This is a genomic window from Luteibacter aegosomaticola, from assembly GCF_023078475.1.
Lineage (GTDB): Bacteria > Pseudomonadota > Gammaproteobacteria > Xanthomonadales > Rhodanobacteraceae > Luteibacter > Luteibacter aegosomaticola.
Genome location: NZ_CP095741.1, coordinates 436393 through 455962, shown reverse-complemented (window position 1 = coordinate 455962; position 19570 = coordinate 436393). Strand labels below are relative to the sequence as shown.

The 19570-nt window shown below is 65.9% G+C and carries 15 protein-coding genes; 11 read left to right on the top strand and 4 right to left on the bottom strand.

Features of this window, described 5'->3' with window-relative positions; all coding sequences use genetic code 11:
- The first annotated feature begins 162 nt into the window (after window positions 1–162).
- From L2Y96_RS02055 to L2Y96_RS02030, 6 genes are all read left to right on the top strand, one after another.
- A complete protein-coding gene (locus L2Y96_RS02055) occupies window positions 163–894 on the top strand; it encodes an ABC transporter ATP-binding protein (protein ID WP_247331536.1) in 732 nt (243 codons plus the stop codon).
- A complete protein-coding gene (locus tag L2Y96_RS02050; RefSeq protein WP_247331534.1) occupies window positions 891–1646 on the top strand; it encodes an ABC transporter permease in 756 nt (251 codons plus the stop codon). Before L2Y96_RS02055 ends, L2Y96_RS02050 begins: the two co-directional genes overlap by 4 nt.
- Window positions 1646–2992, top strand: a complete 1347-nt coding sequence (locus L2Y96_RS02045; protein ID WP_247331532.1) for a GldG family protein — start codon at window positions 1646–1648, stop codon at window positions 2990–2992. Before L2Y96_RS02050 ends, L2Y96_RS02045 begins: the two co-directional genes overlap by 1 nt.
- 2 nt (window positions 2993–2994) lie before the next feature.
- The gene (locus L2Y96_RS02040; protein ID WP_247331530.1) at window positions 2995–3462 is read left to right on the top strand and encodes a hypothetical protein; all 468 of its coding nucleotides are present in this window, start codon (window positions 2995–2997) and stop codon (window positions 3460–3462) included.
- A 43-nt stretch (window positions 3463–3505) separates the two neighbouring features.
- On the top strand, window positions 3506–4318 hold the full coding sequence (gene mutM / locus L2Y96_RS02035; RefSeq protein WP_247331529.1) for a bifunctional DNA-formamidopyrimidine glycosylase/DNA-(apurinic or apyrimidinic site) lyase: 813 nt from the start codon (window positions 3506–3508) through the stop codon (window positions 4316–4318).
- Window positions 4319–4412: 94 nt separating this feature from the next.
- Window positions 4413–5648: a phosphoinositide-specific phospholipase C-related protein gene (locus L2Y96_RS02030; protein ID WP_247331527.1), complete on the top strand. Its 1236-nt coding sequence runs from the start codon at window positions 4413–4415 to the stop codon at window positions 5646–5648.
- 15 nt (window positions 5649–5663) lie between these two features.
- Here L2Y96_RS02030 and L2Y96_RS02025 read toward each other — a convergent pair whose 3' ends face one another.
- Together L2Y96_RS02025 and L2Y96_RS02020 are read right to left on the bottom strand one after the other, a co-directional pair.
- Window positions 5664–6437: a hypothetical protein gene (locus tag L2Y96_RS02025; protein ID WP_247331525.1), complete on the bottom strand. Its 774-nt coding sequence runs from the start codon at window positions 6435–6437 to the stop codon at window positions 5664–5666.
- Window positions 6434–7087, bottom strand: a complete 654-nt coding sequence (locus L2Y96_RS02020; protein WP_247331524.1) for a thymidine kinase — start codon at window positions 7085–7087, stop codon at window positions 6434–6436. Before L2Y96_RS02020 ends, L2Y96_RS02025 begins: the two co-directional genes overlap by 4 nt.
- 138 nt (window positions 7088–7225) lie before the next feature.
- On the opposite strand from L2Y96_RS02020, the gene L2Y96_RS02015 reads away from it, so the two are divergent.
- Window positions 7226–9220 (top strand): UvrD-helicase domain-containing protein, encoded by a 1995-nt coding sequence (locus L2Y96_RS02015; RefSeq protein WP_247331522.1) that lies wholly within the window; start codon window positions 7226–7228, stop codon window positions 9218–9220.
- Between the two features lie 118 nt (window positions 9221–9338).
- Here the strand turns inward: L2Y96_RS02015 and L2Y96_RS02010 are convergent, their stop codons facing one another.
- Both L2Y96_RS02010 and L2Y96_RS02005 read right to left on the bottom strand, forming a co-directional pair.
- Entirely contained in the window at window positions 9339–10358 is a 1020-nt protein-coding gene (locus tag L2Y96_RS02010; RefSeq protein ID WP_247331520.1) for an AI-2E family transporter, read from the bottom strand.
- 50 nt (window positions 10359–10408) lie between these two features.
- Window positions 10409–11425 carry an AI-2E family transporter gene (locus L2Y96_RS02005; protein WP_247331519.1) on the bottom strand — a complete coding sequence of 339 codons (1017 nt, stop codon included), beginning with the start codon at window positions 11423–11425 and terminating at the stop codon, window positions 10409–10411.
- A 145-nt stretch (window positions 11426–11570) separates the two neighbouring features.
- On the opposite strand from L2Y96_RS02005, the gene L2Y96_RS02000 reads away from it, so the two are divergent.
- From L2Y96_RS02000 to L2Y96_RS01985, 4 genes are all read left to right on the top strand, one after another.
- A complete protein-coding gene (locus L2Y96_RS02000) occupies window positions 11571–12491 on the top strand; it encodes a 5'-nucleotidase, lipoprotein e(P4) family (protein ID WP_247331517.1) in 921 nt (306 codons plus the stop codon).
- A gap of 243 nt (window positions 12492–12734) precedes the next feature.
- On the top strand, window positions 12735–13715 hold the full coding sequence (locus tag L2Y96_RS01995) for a hypothetical protein (RefSeq protein WP_247331515.1): 981 nt from the start codon (window positions 12735–12737) through the stop codon (window positions 13713–13715).
- A 17-nt stretch (window positions 13716–13732) separates the two neighbouring features.
- Window positions 13733–16342 (top strand): glycerol-3-phosphate 1-O-acyltransferase PlsB, encoded by a 2610-nt coding sequence (gene plsB, locus L2Y96_RS01990; RefSeq protein WP_247331514.1) that lies wholly within the window; start codon window positions 13733–13735, stop codon window positions 16340–16342.
- A gap of 132 nt (window positions 16343–16474) precedes the next feature.
- Window positions 16475–19570 carry a dermonecrotic toxin domain-containing protein gene (locus L2Y96_RS01985; RefSeq protein WP_343218449.1) on the top strand — a complete coding sequence of 1032 codons (3096 nt, stop codon included), beginning with the start codon at window positions 16475–16477 and terminating at the stop codon, window positions 19568–19570.

Sequence of the window (19570 nt, the reverse complement as noted above, 5' to 3'; positions counted from 1 at the left end):
CACGGATCGCGGCAAAATGTGAAGCCCGAGGTTGTGGGAAATGCAGGGCTTTCCGCACAATCGCAGGATGACCGCGACCCGCCCTGTTCAGCCATGTGAAGACCGCCGGGCGCGTTGCCCGCAGGTTCCCGCGCGTTGCGCGACGATGGGCGATATAGCCGCATGATCGATACCGGTTTGCTGAATGTCGCCGGCGTTTCCCGGCGCCGGGCGGGGCGCGCCGCCGTCTCCGACGTGAGTTTCACGCTGAACCGGGGCGAAGTGCTCGGCCTGCTGGGCGTCAATGGCGCCGGTAAGTCGACCACCTTGCAGATGCTCGCCGGGGCCCTGAAGCCGGACACCGGCAGCATCCAGCTCGAAGGCCGTGATTTCGTGGCCGAACCGGGACTCGCCCGCCGCCTGATCGGCTGGCTGCCGGAAAGCGCCCCGCTCTGGCCGGAACTCACGGTGGAAGAACACCTGCGCGCGTTCGCGGCGCTCCGTGGTGCTTCGCGCCGGGATGCCCGCCAGGCCGCCGATCGCATCATCGAACGCCTGCAGTTGGGCGAATTGCGGCGCCGGCTGGCCGGCGTCCTGTCGCAAGGCCAGCGCCAGCGACTCGGCCTGGCCTGCGCCCTGGTCCACGAACCTGCCCTGCTCATCCTCGATGAGCCCGCGAATGCCCTGGACCCGGTGCAGGTGGGCGAGCTGCGCAAACTGATCCGCGAGCGTGCCGCTGCCGGCAGCGCCGTGATCCTTTCCACCCACGTGCTCGCCGAAGTCGTCGCTGTCTGCGACCGCATCGTGATCCTGCATGAGGGCCGGCTACGCCACGATGCCCCACTGGGCGGCACCGAAGGTGGCAAGGCCCTCGAAGCCACGTTCTTCGGCATTGCCACGGGAGCGGCCGCATGAGCCTCGCCGCCGTCACCCACTTCGAACTGCGCCGCCTCGCCGTGCGCCCGCTCGCGTGGGCGCTTGCCGCGCTCACCATCGCCTGGCTCGCATGGACCTTCGTCCTCGGCCTCGGCCAGTTCCTCGGCATGCAAGTGAAGCTGGCCGCCGTCGCGGATGCCCCGGGCTTCACCGATCTGGTCGCCATCCCCCTGCTCGCCGAACTGGTGAAACTCTCCTTCCTGGTCGTGCCGCTGATGACGATGTCGCTGCTTGCGGGTGAACGCCGCACGGGCACGCTTGCCCTCCTTGCGTCGACTGGCCTTTCGCCCTGGCGCATCGTCGTCGGCAAGTACCTCGCGGTCCTCGCGTGGCTCGGCCTGTGGCTGCTTGCCACGCTGGCCATGCCTTTGATCGTGGGTGCGAGCGGCAGCGCTGATTGGGGCAAGCTCGCGGCGGCTACGCTGGGCACCGCCCTCGTCCTTGCCACACTGGCTGCCATCGGCCTTGCCTGCTCCGCGGCTACCAACTTCCCCGCGATCGCCGCCGCGATGGCACTGATCATCACGCTCGCCCTGTGGACGATCGACCGCGGCGCGCAAGCAGCGGGCCTCAGTGGCGGCTTCCTCGAGTGGCTCACGATGGCCACGCACCTGCAGAACCTCTTGCGCGGCCTGGTGACCTCGGTGGACGTCCTCTGGTTCGTGCTGGCCATCGCGCTCTCGCTGACCCTCGCCATCCGCCGCCTCGGCGCCGACAGGGAGCGTCAGTAATGCGCCGCCTTGATCGCTGGCTCGTCGCCATCGGGCTGTTCGTCGCCGCTGGCTGCATCGGCTACCTGAGTTCCCGCCATGTCTGGACAGCCGACTGGACCCGTGGCGCGCGCGCCAGCCTCGCGCCGGAAAGCGTGGCGGTCCTGTCGAAGCTCCCCGGCGATGTCGACGTCGTGGGCTATCTCTCGCCGACGGGGCCTCTGCGCGAACAAACCGCCGCTGTCATCGAGCGCTACAGCCGTGAGAAGCACGACCTGAAGCTCTCGTTCGTCGACCCCGACCTGGACCCGGCTGCTTCACGCCAGCTGGGCATCAGCGGCAATGGCGCCCTGCTCATTCGCTACAAGGGCCGCGAAGAACGCGTCGAAAGCCCGATCAACGAACGCAACCTCTCGAACGCACTGGAGCGGCTCGCGCGCGGCGGCGAGCGCATCGTGGCGTTCGTCACTGGCGATGGCGAACGCCAGGCCGACGGCGTCGCCAATGCCGATCTCGGCACCTTTATGCAGCAGATGGAGCGCCGCGGCATGCGCGCGGTGCCACTGAACTTCGCCCAGACGCAAGGCGTGCCGGAACATACCGACCTCGTCGTACTCGCCAGCCCCACGGCCGCGCTCACGCCGCAGGCCGTTGGCGCGCTCGTCGATTACATCCATGGCGGCGGCAACCTGCTGTGGCTTACCGAACCGGGCAATAGCGATCTGGGCACCGGCGCCCTCGCTGACGTGCTCGGCGTACGCGTGCTGCAAGGCGTGCTGGTCGATGGCCAGGGCAGCACGCTCAACGTGCAGGACCCGCGCATGGTCGTGACGGCGGATTATCCGTTCCACGCGATCACGCGTGCCTTCCGCGACACCACGCTGTTCCCGCAGGTGTCCGCGCTCGCCCAGGTCTCGGACCACGACTGGGCCGTCGTGCCCTTCCTGCGCTCTGGTGAGCGTAGCTGGACCGCGTTCGGCGGCATCGACAACGACAGGCCCTCGACCGTGGCCTTCCACCCCGAAGCCGGTGAGCTGAAGGGTCCGCTGGATTTCGGCTTCGCGCTTAACCGGCTCTCGCCCAGCCCGGACAAGAGCGAACAGCGCGCGGTGGTCATCGGCGACGGCGATTTCCTCTCGAACACCTATGTGGGCAACGGTGGCAACCGCGCCCTCGGCGAGCGCATCTTCAACTGGCTGCTCGGTGATGACGTACTCGTGGACCTGCCCGCCCGTGGCGCGCCCGACCGCGTGATCACCGTCTCGCAGGAGGGCCTGAATGCGCTCACCTTCGGCTTCCTCGGTGCGCTGCCGGTGTTGCTGATCGCGATCGGCGGGTTTATCGCCTGGCGCCGCAGGAGGCGCTGAGCATGCGCGCACGGATCATTGGCATCGCGCTGCTGCTCGTGCTCGTGGGAGCTGTCGCGTGGCAGATGCGCACCGACGATGCCGAAGCCCGGGCCTATACCCTGACGCCGATCGATCCCGCCACCGTGCAGCGCATCGATATCACCATGAAGGGCCTGCCCGACCAGCACTTCGCGCACGAAGGCGACCACTGGAGTGGTGACGATCAGGGACGCCCCGCCGATCTCGCCGCCCTGGCCTCGACGCCGGTCGCCGAATGGAAGCCCGCCAGCGACTTCGTGGCCGCCAAAATTGGCCTGGCTCCGCCCCTGGCCGTTCTCACGCTCGACGGCACGCGGATCGAATACGGCGAACTGACCGCGCTCGGCCGCCAGCGTTACGTGCGCGTCGGCGGGCGCGTCGCCTTCGTTCCCGCCCAGGCCATGCCCCGCCCTCCCAAAACCAAGGCGTTGCCCACCCAACCCATGTAGGAACGCGCTTGCGCGCGGTCCCGCCCAGCCCCACATTCAGGCCATGCCCGAATTACCCGAAGTCGAAACCACCCGCCGCGGCATCGCACCCCATATCGAGGGGCGGCGCGTCACGGGCGTGGTGCTGCGCCGGCCTGACCTGCGCTGGCCGATCCCGCCCGAGGTCTCGAGCCTGCTGCCGGGGCAGGTGGTCGAGAGCGTGGATCGTCGCGCGAAATACCTGCTGCTGCAGACCAGCGCGGGTACCGCGCTCCTGCACCTGGGGATGTCGGGCATGCTCCGAGTGTTGCCTGCGGATACGCCCATCGCAAAGCACGACCATGTCGATATCGCGTTCGACACCGGCAAGGTGCTGCGCTTCACCGACCCTCGCCGGTTCGGCGCGCTGCTTTGGCAGAACCCCGGCGAAACCCACGAACTGCTCGACGGCATCGGCCCCGAGCCACTGACGGATGAATTCACCGGCGAGCGGCTGTTCCAGCTTTCGCGCGGACGCAGCGCCGCGGTGAAAACCTTCATCATGGATAACGCCGTCGTGGTGGGCGTGGGCAACATCTACGCGAGCGAAGCGTTGTTTGCCGCTGGCATCGATCCGCGCCGCGCCGCAGGAAAGGTGTCGTACGAACGCTACGAGCGCCTCGCCGCAGAGATCAAGCGCATCCTCGCCTACGCCATCACGCGTGGAGGCACGACGCTGCGCGATTTCCTCGCGCCCGACGGCGCCCCAGGTTACTTCTTCCAGGAGTTGTTCGCGTACGGCCGCGCGGGCGAAGCGTGCAAGGTTTGCGGTACGCCCATCCGTGTCGTCACCCTTGGGCAGCGCGCCTCGTTCTGGTGCCCGAGCTGCCAGAAATAGCTGCACGCGCTGAAGCACGCATCGGCTAACACCCGATTCCCCCGGCGCAGATCCGTGGGTACCCTGCGCACTCCCCACCAACGCAAGGATGCGTATGAAGAAGTACCTGTTTGCCGCGCTTTTCGGCGCGACCTCGGCCGCGCACGCCGATGTGCCCTTCGCCACTGACATCGATCGCCCCTTCCACGAATACACGTGGCTTACGGCGCACAACGCGTTCGCTACCACCCTCGTTCCCAACCAGACGCTGCCGATTGGCCGGCAACTGCAGCTTGGGGTTCGCGGGCTCATGCTCGACCTGCATGAAAGCGCCGGGCGCGTGAGGCTCTGCCATGGCGCGTGCATCGGCACGGAGCCGACGCTTGCCGACACGCTGAATAACGAGATCCTGCCCTACGTACACAGTCACGTGCATGCCGTGGTCACGCTGCATCTGGAGGATCACATCAGCCGCGATGCACTCGCCGATGAACTTTCGCGTGCACCCGAGGCCATGGCCCTCTCGTTCAACCCGGATCACTGGGAAACCGACACCTGGCCCACGGTCCGCCAAATGGCGGAAGCAGGCCAGAAACTCGTGATCTTCACTCAGCAATACCGCAATGCGGGCCAGCTCGACACGTCCGCAGGGCAGGCCACGCTCCTGTTCGACCAGGATTACACCGCTGAGAACTATTGGAGCATGGGTCCGCTCGCCACGCATGATCGAACGTGCCGATCGCGCTGGGACAACCTGCCACTCACGCTACCCGGCGTTTCCGGACGCTACGCGTGGCCGCGGCTATTCGTCATGAACCACTTCCACGATACGCCGTACGGGCCGCACGCGTGGCACGACAACCGTTACGACGAACTGCGCACGCGCGTCGATGACCACTGCCTGCCGGCGGCCGGGCGCAAACCGAACTACATCGCCGTCGATTTCGTGGAGGCGGGTCAGGCGGGGAGCGTCATTGCCGCCCTGAATCTCGGGACGATCGAGTTCTTCGATCGCGAAGATGGCCAGGGGGAACGCCTATGCGCGATCCACGCCGGTGCACGCCGCACGGTGGACCTCAACGAAGACGAACTCGACCGCTGTCCACCTTACCGGGTGCGCTCCGCGGTCGTGCGCGATGTACCCGCCGGCACGCGTGTCACGCTGGCCGAGCGCGGAAAGAACGCCTCGCCGGCGATCACCATTGAGGTACGTCGCGACCTGCACGGGGAGCGTGCGCTCATCGCACGGTTCAATCAGTCGCAGATCGATGATCACGTCACGGCAGTCACCGTGGATGGCGGCCCGAAAGGTGGCGTAACCCACGCCACCTTCGAGCCACCGGCTCGCTGACGGAGCGGGCCTCGATCAGCCCGGCCAGCGCATCGCCGCGTGGGAGTTATTGAAGCGCGGATCGTTCTCGTCGCCGTGCAGTTCGACCGTCAGGTCGACGGGCAGGCCGTCCACTTCGATGGCCTGTCCGTTTTCGAAATGCGCACCCAACGCGCCGAGGTCAACAAAACGCTCGGCGAGGGCGCCGACGCGGTCGATCTCGTTGTCCGGCACGTTGGTGATGCTCACATCCGGGCGGCCGAACTTGCGCATGCCGCGCGTACGGATCCACGAGCGGCCCTTCGTCTCCTCCGGGCTGCACAGGATGAGCACGTGGTGGCGCGTCGGCGCGCCACCTTTGATCAGATAGTGGTCGCGCCATTCAGTGGCACTGAACAGCGTCAGGATCTGCGGGTCGACGACGACCTGGCCGCCCACATCGGTGAGCGCAGCGACCACGCCCAGCGTATCGCGCAGATAACCGAGGTCATCCTTATCCGGGAAGCGGCCACGGATCGCCATGACGTGCGGGGCATCCTTGGCAGCCTGGAAAGCGTCCGGGTTGTCCTCGCGCAGCAGGTCACCCAGGGCGCCAGCCAACGGGTAGCCTTCCCACCGCGCCAGCACGCTGTTCTGGAGGCGGCGCATCTCGATGCCCTCGGGCAAGCCGGGGCTGCCGTACTTCATGGCAGGGATCGCCACGTCTTCGGCGAAGCTGCCGAACACGAAGAACAGCAGCACGCCCTGCTCATCGCTGGGCTGCCAGTAGGGGCGCGGCCATTCGGCGGCGGGGGTCGTCGTCTCGGTCACGCGTCTTGTCCTTCGTCGGGTTCGCTTTCGCCCAGCGGCAGCACGGGTTGCTGCAGCTCGATGCGGCCTTTTCCGGCGGTAATGCTCTTGAACTCGCCGCGGCTCACGGAGACATAGCGGTCATTGCCGCCGATCTCAACCTGGGGGCCTTCGGTGACGGCACGACCGTGTTCATCCACGCGGACGACCATGGTGGCCTTCTTGCCCGAGTGGCAGATGGTCTTGATCTCGTCGAGGTTGTCCGCCCAGGCCAGCAGGTAGCGGCTACCCTCGAACAGTTCGCCGCGGAAATCGGTACGCAGGCCGTAGGCCAGCACCGGGATCCCGAGGCGATCCACCACGTCACTGAGCTGCCAGACCTGGTTCTTCGTCAGGAACTGGGCTTCGTCCACCAACACGCAATGGAGGGGGCCGCGCTGGGCAATGTCCTTGTCCACCACGGCGAAGACGTCTTCATCGCCCGCGAAACGCATGGCGCGGGCCTGCAGGCCGATCCGCGAGGCCACGATGCCTTCCCCGTAGCGGTTGTCCAGCGCCGGGGTGAGGATGAGCGTCCGCATGCCGCGCTCATGGTAGTTATGGGCGCTCTGCAGCAGGGTCGTGGTCTTGCCGGCGTTCATCGCCGAATAATAGAAATACAGCTTGGCCATGCCGGTTCCTGGTCGCGACCGGGCATTTTAGCGAATCCGGCCCAGGGTCGGGGTCCTGATGCCGGGCCGGGCGGTCCCCCGGCGGTCCTGCTACCATCGCCCCCTCGTCCGTTCGCCTGCCCGCCCGGGCCGATCCCGATGCTGAATCCGCAACAACACGCGGCTGTCGAGTACTGCGACGGCCCCCTCCTTGTGCTCGCTGGCGCCGGCTCCGGCAAAACCCGCGTCATCACGGAGAAGATCTCCCACCTCATCTCCCGGCGCCATCTGGCCGCCGAGAAGATCGCCGCGATCACCTTCACCAACAAGGCGGCGAAGGAAATGCGCGAGCGCGTGAGCAAACTCATCTCGGATGAGTCGGCGCGCGCCCTCACCGTGTGCACCTTCCACGCCCTGGGCCTGAAGTTCCTGCAGATCGAGCATGCCCGCGCACAGCTGCGCCGCGGCTTCTCGGTGCTGGATGCCGACGACAGCGCGAACATGATCAAGGAGCTTTCGCCGAAGGGCGTGAAGCCGGACGTGATCCAGGGCATCCGCAATCTCGTCGGCAAGGCCAAGAACGCCGGCCTCACCCCCGACGAGGCCATGGCCGCGGCACGCACGGCGCGCGAGATGGAAGCGGCGACGATCTACGGCCTGTACCAACAGCGCCTGGCCGCGTTCAACGCGGTGGATTTCGACGACCTGATCCGCCTTCCGCTCAGCATCCTTGAGACCGACGACGACGCCCGCGCCATCTGGCAGGAGCGCCTGCGTTACCTGCTGGTCGACGAATACCAGGACACCAACGACGCGCAGTACCGCCTGCTCAAGGCCATCGCCGGCCCCAAGGCTCGCTTCACCTGCGTGGGCGACGACGACCAGAGCATCTACGCCTGGCGTGGCGCGAACCCCGAGAACATCGACCAGCTCGGCCGCGATTACCCGCAACTGCAGGTGATCAAGCTGGAGCAGAACTACCGTTGCGCGAAACGCATCCTGCGTGCGGCGAACAAGCTCATCGCCAACAACCCGCACGTGCACGAGAAGAAGCTGTGGAGCGACCATATCGAAGGGCCGCCCATCCGCGTCATCGAGTGCAAGGACAGCGAGCACGAAGCGGAGAAAGTGGCCGCCATCGCATCGAGCCTGCACGAGCGCTACAAGGACAAGGGCTGCCGCTGGGATGATTTCTGCATCCTGTACCGCGGCAACTTCCAGGCGCGCCCCATCGAGAAGGCGCTACGCCTGGCGCGTGTGCCGTACCACCTGAGCGGTGCGTTGTCGTTCCTTGATCGCGCGGAAGTGAAGGACATCCTGAGCTACCTGCGCCTGCTCACGAACCCGACGGACGATGCGGCGTTCCTGCGCATCGTGAACACGCCGAAGCGCGAGATCGGCGCCACCTCGCTGGAGAAGCTCGGCGAGATGGCGCAGGCACGCAATGCCTCGCTCCTCGACGCGGCACGCAGCGACAGCGCGCTGAAGAACATCGCTCCGCGCCCTGCCTCGGCACTGGCGGGCTTTGCGCGCCTGATGGATGAACTGCGCAGCCACGCCGTACACGAAAGCGCCGCGGACCTCGTCACCACCGTGATCGAGAAAACCGGCTACGGTGCGCACGTGGCCGCAAGCACCACCGATGAAGTGTTGCGCGAACGGCGCATGGGCAACCTGCGTGAACTGATCGACTGGTTCCGCGCCATGGGCCGCGACGGTGGGCGCACAGGCGATATCGCCCAGCAGCTCGCCCTGCTCAGCCACGCCGATCGAGATGACCCGGGCAATGCGCTGCGCATGATGACCCTGCATTCGGCCAAGGGCCTCGAGTTCCGCTTCGTCTTCATCGTGGGCTGCGAGGACGGCACCCTGCCGCACGAAGGCGCGATCGACGAAGGCCGCCTGGATGAGGAGCGCCGGCTGATGTACGTGGGCATCACCCGCGCCAAGGAAATGCTGACGTTGTCGTTCTCGGCACGCTCGCGCAAGTACGGCGAGGTGTTGAACAACGACCCCAGCCGCTTCCTCGACGAACTGCCGGACGACGATCTGCACTGGGATGGCCAGGACCCCGAAGCCGATGCCGAAGTGAAAAAGGAAACGGCCGAATCGCACATGGCGCGCATCCGCGCGATGTTGGCGGGTAACGGCTAAACAGCGCGAACGCGCGGTAGGAGCCCACCTTGTGGGCGACATCTTTCGCGATCGCGCTACAGGCCCTGCGGCGTTCTCGCGAAAGATGTCGCCCACAGGGTGGGCTCCTACATAGCGGTTAGATCAGGTTTTCGGCTTCCAGCTCGCTTTTCAGGTAGGCGTAGTAGATCGGCCCGGCGACCAGGCCGCCAATGCCGAACGCGGCTTCAAACACCAGCATCGCCACCAGCAATTCCCACGTGCGCGCGCGGATCTGTCCGCCGACGATGCGCGCGTTGAGGAAGTATTCCAGCTTGTGCACGACGATGAGGAAGCCGAGTGCCGCCACACCCACCCACAGGCCCACGGACAGCGCGGCGATCGTCACCAGGGTGTTCGAGATGAGATTGCCCACCACGGGCAGCAGGCCTACGACGAAGGTGACGATCACCAGTGTCTTGGCCAGCGGCACATGCACACCGAGGATCGGTAGCGCCACCAGCAGGAATCCGGCAGCGAGCGCGGTGTTGATGGCGGAGATCTTCAGCTGGGCGAAGATGATGTTGTGGAACGCGTCAGCGAGGCGCGTCGTGCGCACCGAGAGTTCGTAGGACAGCGGGCGCGAGGGGCGGCCGCCGCTGCCATGCGAAATCGCGACGATCGCGCCCAGCACGAGGCCGATCAGGATGTGGGCGAACACGCGCGCCGCCGTGGTGCCCATCAGGCGAAGATCGCCCGAGTGATCGTGCGCCCAGCCCACGCCTTGCGAGCGGAAATCCGCGAAGCTGTCCGGCAGGTTGCTGGTGATCCACCCAGGCAACTGCTCATGCGACTTATCCAGCAGCGGCAGGAGCTTCTCGTCCCATAGCTGCTGCGGATCACCCAGGTCATGGCGGTAGAAGCTAAGGCCGGAGACCACCAGCAGCACGATCACACCCACCACGACGACCGCCACGACACCCACCGCGATGAAGCGGGCGCGCTCGCCGGGGATGGCGCGGCGGATCAGCGGCGTCATGCCTTCCACCACCTCGTACACCAGCAGCCCGGCCAGCAGGGCCGAGATCAGGTGCAGCATGAGTATGCCCCAGAGCGCGAGCGCGGCGAGGACATAGGTGGCCAGGCGAATGGCGCGGGAATCCCCGGGGACGCGGACCATGCTGAAACTCCTTGGTATGTGGCGGGATTCCAGCAGCCGGGCGATGAACGCTAGATCAAGCGCTCGGCTTCCAGTTCAGCCTTGATGTAAGCGTAGAAGATGGGGGCCGCCACCAGGCCAGGCAAGCCGAACGCCGCCTCGAACACCAGCATGGCCACCAGCAGCTCCCACGCACGCGCCCGGATCTGCCCGCCGACGATACGCGCGTTGAGGAAGTATTCCAGCTTGTGGATCAGGATGAGGAAGGCCAGCGCACCCAGGCCCACGTAGAGGCCGACCGACAGGCCGACGATGGTGATGGCCGTATTGGAGAGCAGGTTGCCAATGACCGGCAGCAGGCCCACGATGAACGTGACGACGATGAGCGTCTTGGTGAGCGGCAGGTGCTGGCCGAACAGCGGCAGCACGATCACCAGGAAGATCGCGGTGAAGGCCGTGTTGACGAGCGAAATCTTGATCTGGGCGAAGACGATGTTGTGGAACGCATCGGCGAGGCGGGCGCAACGCAGGCCCAGTTCCGCGGCGAACGGCCCGATCTGGTGCGTGGGCCGCGCGCGGCTGAGGGCCACGAACGCGCCGAGGATCAGGCCAAGCACGATGTGGACGAGCACCCGCGCCGCCTCCTTGCCCGCCAGCTGGAGGGTCTCGGTGTGCGAGCGCACCCAGTCCAGCGCCGTGACGCGCAGCGCATCCACGCTATCGGGGAGCATGCCCACCACCGTGGGCGGCAGTTGCTGGCGCGCGCGCTCGACCATCGGCATGAGCTTGTTCTGCCACAGGTCGGCCGGGTTACCGATCTCGGTACGGAAGAAGCTGATCGCACCCAGGATCAACAGGGTAAGCAGGCCGACCACGATCACGCCCACCAGCGCCACGGCCAGGATGCGCGCGCGCTCGCCCGACAGGCGGCGCCCCATAAGCGGCGCCACGGAGAGCACCACCTCATAGACCAGCAGGCCTGCGAGCAACGCAGGCAGCAGGCGCAGGAACATCACCAGCAAGAGGGCGACGCCGGCAAGGATGTAACTGGCCATCCGCACGGCGCGGGTCCGGGTTTCAGCGTCCATGGACAAGCTCTTCAACGATGAGGGCGCAGTCTGTCAGTACATGGAGGTATGCGCCATAGGCGTGCCGCCAGTCGTCACCCTGTCGTAAACTGCCGCCACAATCGCCGGCCCTCGGGCATTGGCGCCCGATGTCACAGGGGATCCCATGATGAAGTTCACCCCGGCTGCGCTTGCAGCCGCCCTCGTTCTCGCCGGCTGCGCTTCGGCGCCGCACGCGCCTGCCGCCAGCACGCCCGTCGCCGAAGCCGCCACGGCTGCCGCTCCCGCCGCTCCGGCCAGCAAGGGTCCGGCCGGTGATGACAACCTGAATGCCGTGCTCTGGTCGCAGACGTCGAACGAACACGATTTCATCTACCTCCAGGCGTACCGCAATGCGCAGGAGAAACTTCTCAAAGCCAAGGCGGACCCGAACTGGGATGCCCTGGCCAAGGACGACCGCGCCGCCCACCCGTCGCTCAAGGGCCTGAAGCCGGCCGTGGTGCTCGACGTGGACGAAACCGCGCTGGATAACTCGCCCTACCAGGCGCGCCTGATCCGCTCGGGCGGCGAGTTCAACGAAGCCGAATGGGCCGCGTGGTGCCAGGAACAGAAGGCGAAGCCGATGACCGGCGCCGTGGCCTTCACGAAGTTCGCCGCCGACCACGGCATCGCCGTGATCTTCGTTTCCAACCGCGCGAAGGATCTCAACGACGCGACGCTGGCTAACCTGCGTTCGGCGGGCTTCCCCGTCGCCGGCAAGGAGTCGTTCCTCGGGCTGGGTACCTTCGTCGAGGGCTGTGAGCAGGCCGGTACCGAAAAGGGCTGCCGCCGCCAGCTGATCGCCAGCAAGTACCGCGTGCTCATGCAGTTCGGCGACCAGATCGGCGATTTCGCCAACGTTTACGGCAATACGGCCGAGGGCCGGGCGAAGGCCATGGCGCCTTATACCGCCTGGATCGGCGAGCGCTGGTTCGTCCTTCCGAACCCCACTTACGGCAGCTGGGAACCCGCGCTGTTCGATAACGACTACACTCTGCCTCGCGAAGAGCGCCGCCAGAAGAAGATCGGCGCGCTGCGTACCAATTAAATCAATTACTTAGGCATAGTTTCCTGACGTATTGCTTTAGCAATGTCAGTTAACTATCATTTGCCTCGCCGAAACCTGCGGTGCCCATAGCAAAGCAGGCAAGGCCATTTCCCTTACCGGCTTCGGGCCGGATAACCCCGTGAGACGGTTCGTCTCCGGGGTTTTTCTTTATGCGGCGCCACTTGCCGCCCGCCCTCGCGCCTCGTAACCTCGCCATCCCCCGACGTATGGACGACCGCTGCCATGAAGCGCTTTCACCCCACGGCCTGGGTGCTGGTGTCGATGCTGGCGCTGGTGGCGTTGGTCGCTGGCTGTAACCGGCACAAGGAAGCACCCGGCACACCCGGTGGCGGCTCGCCCGAAGACGCCATGCGCGATTCGCTGGAGCTGATCCGCGACGGCAAGTTCGACATGTTCTGGCAGCATGCCCTGCCCCCGGCCGATTTCGCCGCGCTCAAGGCCGACTGGCCGCGCCGTAACACCGCCGCCGAACCCATCAACGACGACGACCGCGCCAAGTTTGCCAATGGCGTGAAGCGCCTGACCGAGCCCGACGCAGAGAAGAAACTCTACGCTGACGTGCGTCCGACGCTGGTTCGCTTCGATAAGGAATACAAGGACCAGATGCCGCTGGTCACCGGCGTGGCGCAATCGATGGCGCTCACCGCGATCGATCAGTCCACCGACCTCACCATCCCGCAAAAGCGCCAGCTGCGCGAAGCGGTGGATGTCATCGCGCCGTGGGCGCAAACCGTGGCATGGGGCGACCAGGACAAGGCGAAGCAGGCGATCGCGGCCCTCGTGGATGCCGCCCGCAAGGCGCACCTCACCACGCCCGAAGCGCTGCACAGCATGGATTTCAACCAGTCGATGGTCGCGTATTCGGCCATGTGGCTTGGTTTCAAGAACTTCTTCAACGTGTACGGCCTGTCGCTCGACAAGAGCTTCGATTCGATCAGCATCGATACGCTCGAGAACACGGGCGGCACGGCGCACGTCAAGATCACTTACACCCTGCTCGATAAGCCGATCCAGACCGATGCGACGCTGGTGCTGCTGGATGGCCGCTGGTACGACAGCGATCTGCTGCAGAGCGTGCGCAACCAGCATGTGAAGCTGAACCCGCCGGCGCCGGCCAGCAGCCCCGGGCCGGCGCCCTCGGCCACCGCCGCACCGCCGCCCCGAGACCCGGCCGCGCCCGTCGCGACCGCCAAGACCCGCTAAGGCCGTACAATCCCACGATGTCCGAATTACCGATGAGTGCGGATCCGCACGTCCGCGTCGCCCGCTCCCCCTGGTGGTTCAAGCTACTGGGGCGGGTCCTCGAACCGTGGGTGCGCATCAAGCGCGACCCCGCGGAGCCGGCGACCCTGCTGAAAAGCGACGCTGCCGTCTGCTACGCCATCGAGCGCGATGGCACCTCCGATGCGCTGATCCTCGAGCGTGCGTGCCGCGAGGCGGGCCTGCCGAGCCCCATGCAGTTGCTGGGCCTGCCCGGCCGCCGCCGTCGCTCGGTGTTCTCGCTGAGCCGCCAGAGGGGCTGGCTGTTTGGCCGCACCGATACGCATGGTCCCAAGGAGCCGATCGGCCAGCTCATTCGCGCGATCGAAGAAGACCCGTCGCGCGACATCCAGGTCATTCCGGTATCGATTTACGTAGGCCGCGCACCTAACCGCGAAAGCGGCTGGTTCAGCGTGCTGTTCGCCGAAAACTGGCTGGTCGTCGGCCGGTTCCGCCGCATGCTGGCCCTGTTGTTGAACGGCCGCGACACCGTCGTGCACTTCTCCGAACCGGTATCGCTGCGCGCGGTGCTGGCCGAATCGCAGGGCCTCACCAACGAGCGCCTTACCCGCAAGATCGCTCGCGTGCTGCGCACGCACTTCCGCCGCATCCGTGCGGCCGTGATCGGCCCCGATCTGTCGCATCGCCGCACGGTGGTCGATTCGGTGCTCACGGCGCAGCCGGTACGCGATGCGATCGCCGCGACGGCCAGCAAGGAAAACATCAGCCAGGCGAAAGCCGAGCGACGCGCGCGCGATCTCACCCTGGAGATCTCGGCCGACTATTCGCACCCGGTGGTGCGCTCGACCTCGTTCCTGCTGTCGAACTTCTGGAACAAGCTGTATGACGGCATCGCCATGCACCACTTCGACAAGGCCCGCGCCGCCGCGCCTGGCCACGAAGTGGTGTACGTGCCCTGCCACCGCAGCCATACCGATTACCTGTTGCTGTCGTACCAGCTGCATCACTCCGGCGTCGTGCCGCCGCATATCGCGGCGGGCGTGAACCTGAACCTGCCCGTGGTCGGCCCGATCCTTCGCCGTGGCGGCGCGTTCTTCCTGCGCCGCAGCTTCAAGGGCAATGCGCTCTACTCCGTCGTCTTCAACGAATACCTCGCGCAGCTCGTCGATCGTGGCGTGCCGCTGGAGTACTTCATCGAAGGCGGGCGCTCGCGCACGGGCCGCCTGCTGGCGCCGCGCGCCGGCATGCTGGTGATGACGGTGCGCGCCTTCCTGCGCGCGCCGCGCCGCCCGGTGCTCTTCCAGCCGGTCTACATCGGCTATGAAAAGCTCATGGAAGGCAAATCCTACGTCGGCGAGCTCTCCGGCAAGCCGAAGGAAAAGGAATCGCTGCTCGGCCTGATCCGCGGCCTGAAGGTGCTTCGCCAGCGCTACGGCCACGTCACGCTGAACTTTGGCGAGCCCATCTACCTCACGCCGATGCTCGACAACGTCGCGCCCGACTGGCGCGAGACCACCGCCGAAGCCGATTCGAAACCCGAGTGGCTCAACGGCGTCGTGGACGATCTGGCTGAGAAGATCCAGATCAACATCAACCGCGCCGCGGACGTGAACCCGATCAACCTGCTCGCGCTCTCGCTGCTGGCCACGCCCAAGCACGCGATGGCCGAGAACGACCTGCTGACCCAGCTGGAGCTCACCAAGGCGCTGTTCCAGGAACTGCCTTACTCCGACCGCATCACGATCACCGCGATGAACCCGCAGGGCATCATCGCTTACGGTGAGCAGATGGGCTGGATCCGCCGCGTGCGCCACCCGCTGGGCGATGTGCTGGTGACCGAAGGCGAGCAGGCCGTTCTGCTTTCCTACTTCCGCAACAACGTGCTGCACCTGAACGCCGCCGCGGCATGGGTGGCCGCCTGCTTCCTCAACAACCGTCGCATGTCGCGCTCGTCCGTCGTGCGCCTAGGCAAGATCATCTACCCGTTCATCCAGGGCGAGTTGTTCCTGCCGTGGGACGAGGAAGGTTTCGCGCAGCAGGTACAGGACACGATCGAATTCTTCGTGCGCCGGGGCATGCTCGAATCGTCGTCCGAAGGCCGCGTGCTCGAGCGCGGGCCGGGCCAGGATGATGGCGCGTACCAGCTGCGCGTAATCGCCCGCAGCATGTTGCAGGCATTCGAGCGCTACTACATCGCGATCGCCGCGCTGGTGAAGAACGGCCCGCACGTCATGTCGGCCGGTGAACTCGAAACGGCCTGCACGCTGACAGCGCAACGCCTCGGCATGCTCAACGAGCTCTCCGCCCCCGAGTTCTTCGACAAGGCCCTGTTCCGCGGCTTCATCCAGAAGCTGCGCGAAGTGAAGATCGTCTGGACCGACGAGAACGGCAAGCTCGATTTCAGCGACGCACTGGTGGACATGGTGCGCGACGCCAAGGTCATTCTTGCCCGCGAAGTCCGCCATTCGATTCTCAAGATCACCCCCGGTGGTGACAACGACCGCGATCTCGACGCGCGGCCGCCGACGGATCCGGGCGAAACCACCGGCGAGTCGCTGCATGATCGCCACGTGGCCAACGAGAAGCAGCGGCATCACTCGCCTGAGTAGATTCTGACATCGCGCGGCTCACGACGAGCCGCGCGAATCGCTGACACGGCGTGCAGGTTTTCCCCTACATGATCCCGCGATTCGGCCGCGTACCTTGGCGTTCCCTCCAACGCCAAGGATTGCACCGTGGACATGCTCCCACCGCAGGCACCGCCTGCGTCCATCCAGCACGCCAACCAGGCGGCGCGCGACACGCTTAGCCGGCTCGGCGATGCCCAGCAGTGGCTCGCACGTCAGCAGGGCGAACTGCCCGAACCGCCCTATGAATCACTGGGGCGCCTTACCCAATCGTTAGACGCGTTCTGGTCCACACCGGTCGAGAGCGCTCCCGGCGCTGATCCCGCGGCGCGCCGCCGCGCATTTGCCCAGCGCCTTGCGCAGGTCGCCCGCGACGATGCGTCGTTGCGTATCAGCGATGGGACCTTACCCGGGACGGTGGCTGACACGATCAGCGCACTCACGGGCCCAGCGCCCAATGCGGCATCTCCACTCACGACCAGCGAACTCCTTGTCGCGGGCAAAGCCTATGCTGGCGCGCTCATGGTCGAAGACGTCCGCCACCCGGAACGCGTGCTGCTTTTTACAACGACCGGCGGGTGGGAGGTCTTCGCGTCCTACACCGACCTTTATGCCGGAACGCTTCACCGTCTGGGCCAGATGTTGTTTTCCCAGGACGACCTGCCGGGCATGGTCGGCGGGATTCCCGAGGTGAACGACGTGCTGGCGGCGCGGCCTGTCAACGGCGACGCTTTCGAAACGCTCACGACCCGCATCCTGCAGCACCAGTACGAGAAGGCGCATCACGCGTGGCAGCGCCAGCTTTCCGCTACGCCCGCTAGCGGTGACGACGACAGGGTCCGCAGCGCGCTCGACCTGCATGCGTTGCTCGACGTGCACGGGATGGTCGCCCATCGCGACATCGCCTTGCTTAATCTCATGACCGAATCACGCCTGGCCAGCGTTCCCGCGCACGTACGCGAGGCGTGGGAACGCGCCGCCATCGAGTACGACACCGCACTCGTACGTGACGACTGGAAGCGATACGCCGGCGGCATCGCGGCGCCCTCCTCCCTGATGGCCTTCGCAGCCCAGGCGTTGAACACGCGGCTCGCCGCACTCGGGATCCATGCCGACGCCGCGGGCATCCGACTGCAACTGACGACGATGCCGGATTCCGCGCTCACCTTCCTGTTCAATGGGCGCGACACACGCGAGGTGACGTTACTTGAGCTCGCCTACCTCAATACCGATTGCGCGCGCGACAGTGTCCGCATCGTTGAGAGCGACGACGGCGTCCATGGCGGCCAACTGACACCCGCCGCTGTATGCGCCATGGTTCGCGAGCTTGACCTGGGTAGAAGCTATCTGAACTACCTCGCGGACCTGAAGGGGCCGTCCATGGCGGCTCAAACCGACCGCGCGCTGCATGGCGACCTGCTCCTTGCCCGGATGCGTTTTGAGGCCGAAGATGCGCGGCTCTCTTATTACCGCCCAGGCGAGCCGGTGTCATTCCTCGCGGCACCTGAGGCTACGGTCCCGAGCGAGCAAGGCTACCGCTGGGTAAAGAACATCCTCGACCACCCCTCGCCGTATGCGCGGCCGGGGGCAGATGGCGTGCCGCTCAAGGTGCAGCAGCTGACCTATCGAGGCGCAACGGCAGGCGATATCGTTTTGATCAGCGCCCACGACGAGCATGCGCAGCCACGCATCGTGGTCTACGCACCGGGCGCGCCGCAGGGCATGGTGTTTCGCGAGTTCGCCGATCGCGCCACGATGGAACGCGAGTTCCTGCTCAATGGTGCTTTTGAGCCGTACCTGGCCGAACGGCTTCCGCTCGCGTTCTCGCATATCAGCAGCAATGGAACGCGGCGCTTCACCCTGTCGTACCTGGCGGAACTGGGCTACAAGATCAGCCCCGATACCAGCTGCGGGTTTTGCACCCGGCTGGAAGAACCATTCGGCTACAAAGAGGTCACCACCTCGTTCCTCGAAGACCTGTATTTCACCCAGGTCGACACCTCGAAACTCGATACACGGCACCTCACACGACAGACGCGCGAAGCCGACGACGACGCGCTGCTGGCGACGATCCGCTTTACCCGCATCGGCGATGACCTGATCTACGAGTTGGCCAAGGGCACGATCATGGCCATCCCGCATGCCGTGCAAGCAGCATGGCGCTTCGAGGACAACATTCGCCAGCGTGACTACACGGAGGCTTTCCTCGCCAGCGTGGCCGGATATACGAGCGCGCTCAACATCGTGCCTATGTACAGCACGCTACCGGCATCCTTCGCGGGCACGGTGCTTCGACGTGCTGGTGCCACCATGGGTGTCGAGATGGTGGCACGGACCATACGCCCCGCCGACACGCTGTTCGACCAGCGGTTCATCGCCCGCGGCGTCCAGCTGCCACGTGGTGCCGCGGCGGTCGAAGGCGTGTACGCGCTGGGCGATGCCCGCTACATCCGCCAGGGAGAATCGCTATACAAAGTGCGCTTCGACAACACGGCGAAAGGGTGGCGCCTTACGCGGGACAGCGCTCCCAACGCGATCGCCAATGGCCCGCTTATCGAACTGGCTGGAGGCGGACAATGGCGCTTCCGACAGGTTGGCCTCCTGGGCGGCAAGACCGACCTCTTCGGCGAATGGATGCAGTCGCTTCCCGAGATGGTCCCGGAGGCCAGGGGCCTCACCTTTCCCCAGTACGCCGCCTTGCGGTCGCGCCTTGCCGAGAGCCTTGATCCCATGGCTGCCGCGCGGATCTATCGTGCTTACGGTCTTAACCGTCCCACGTCGTCCACCGCGATTACGCCCGCGCAGCAGCGCGCCTGGCACGATGCCTTGCATCACGCGCGTACGGTCGCGCGCGATGCGGACATTCCGTTGTCGGTTCGCGTACTACCGTCGCGTTCGCCAAACGCGCCCCGTGCACGTGCGCTGGTCATCGATACGGCGACAGACGATGTACTGCAACAACTCAGGGAATCCGCGGTTCCCCAGCTAGCCGACTTCTCGGCGGTTGAATTCGACCTTCTGGTCAATCGCCTGAACAACCACCTGGGCACCGCAGCGGAACGCGTCTTCCGCAGCCTTGGTGTGGTGCGGCCCGCATTCACGGGAGCCGCCCCGACCCTCACTGAACGCACCATCTGGCGCGAAGCCGTCGCGTGGGTACATAGCCTGCGGCCTATCGGCTCGCCGCCCCTGCCCGCGTTCCTCGACTGA

Excerpts from the sequence above, each read along its gene's own strand:
- L2Y96_RS02030 (WP_247331527.1), top strand. The coding sequence starts at position 4,413 with ATGAAGAAGTACCTGTTTGCCGCGCTTTTCGGCGCGACCTCGGCCGCG.
- L2Y96_RS02045 (WP_247331532.1), top strand. The coding sequence starts at position 1,646 with ATGCGCCGCCTTGATCGCTGGCTCGTCGCCATCGGGCTGTTCGTCGCC.
- L2Y96_RS01995 (WP_247331515.1), top strand. The coding sequence starts at position 12,735 with ATGAAGCGCTTTCACCCCACGGCCTGGGTGCTGGTGTCGATGCTGGCG.
- mutM (WP_247331529.1), top strand. The coding sequence starts at position 3,506 with ATGCCCGAATTACCCGAAGTCGAAACCACCCGCCGCGGCATCGCACCC.
- L2Y96_RS02005 (WP_247331519.1), bottom strand. The coding sequence starts at position 11,425 with ATGGACGCTGAAACCCGGACCCGCGCCGTGCGGATGGCCAGTTACATC.
- L2Y96_RS02055 (WP_247331536.1), top strand. The coding sequence starts at position 163 with ATGATCGATACCGGTTTGCTGAATGTCGCCGGCGTTTCCCGGCGCCGG.
- L2Y96_RS02040 (WP_247331530.1), top strand. The coding sequence starts at position 2,995 with ATGCGCGCACGGATCATTGGCATCGCGCTGCTGCTCGTGCTCGTGGGA.
- L2Y96_RS02050 (WP_247331534.1), top strand. The coding sequence starts at position 891 with ATGAGCCTCGCCGCCGTCACCCACTTCGAACTGCGCCGCCTCGCCGTG.
- plsB (WP_247331514.1), top strand. The coding sequence starts at position 13,733 with ATGTCCGAATTACCGATGAGTGCGGATCCGCACGTCCGCGTCGCCCGC.
- L2Y96_RS02020 (WP_247331524.1), bottom strand. The coding sequence starts at position 7,087 with ATGGCCAAGCTGTATTTCTATTATTCGGCGATGAACGCCGGCAAGACC.
- L2Y96_RS01985 (WP_343218449.1), top strand. The coding sequence starts at position 16,475 with ATGCTCCCACCGCAGGCACCGCCTGCGTCCATCCAGCACGCCAACCAG.
- L2Y96_RS02000 (WP_247331517.1), top strand. The coding sequence starts at position 11,571 with ATGATGAAGTTCACCCCGGCTGCGCTTGCAGCCGCCCTCGTTCTCGCC.
- L2Y96_RS02010 (WP_247331520.1), bottom strand. The coding sequence starts at position 10,358 with ATGGTCCGCGTCCCCGGGGATTCCCGCGCCATTCGCCTGGCCACCTAT.
- L2Y96_RS02015 (WP_247331522.1), top strand. The coding sequence starts at position 7,226 with ATGCTGAATCCGCAACAACACGCGGCTGTCGAGTACTGCGACGGCCCC.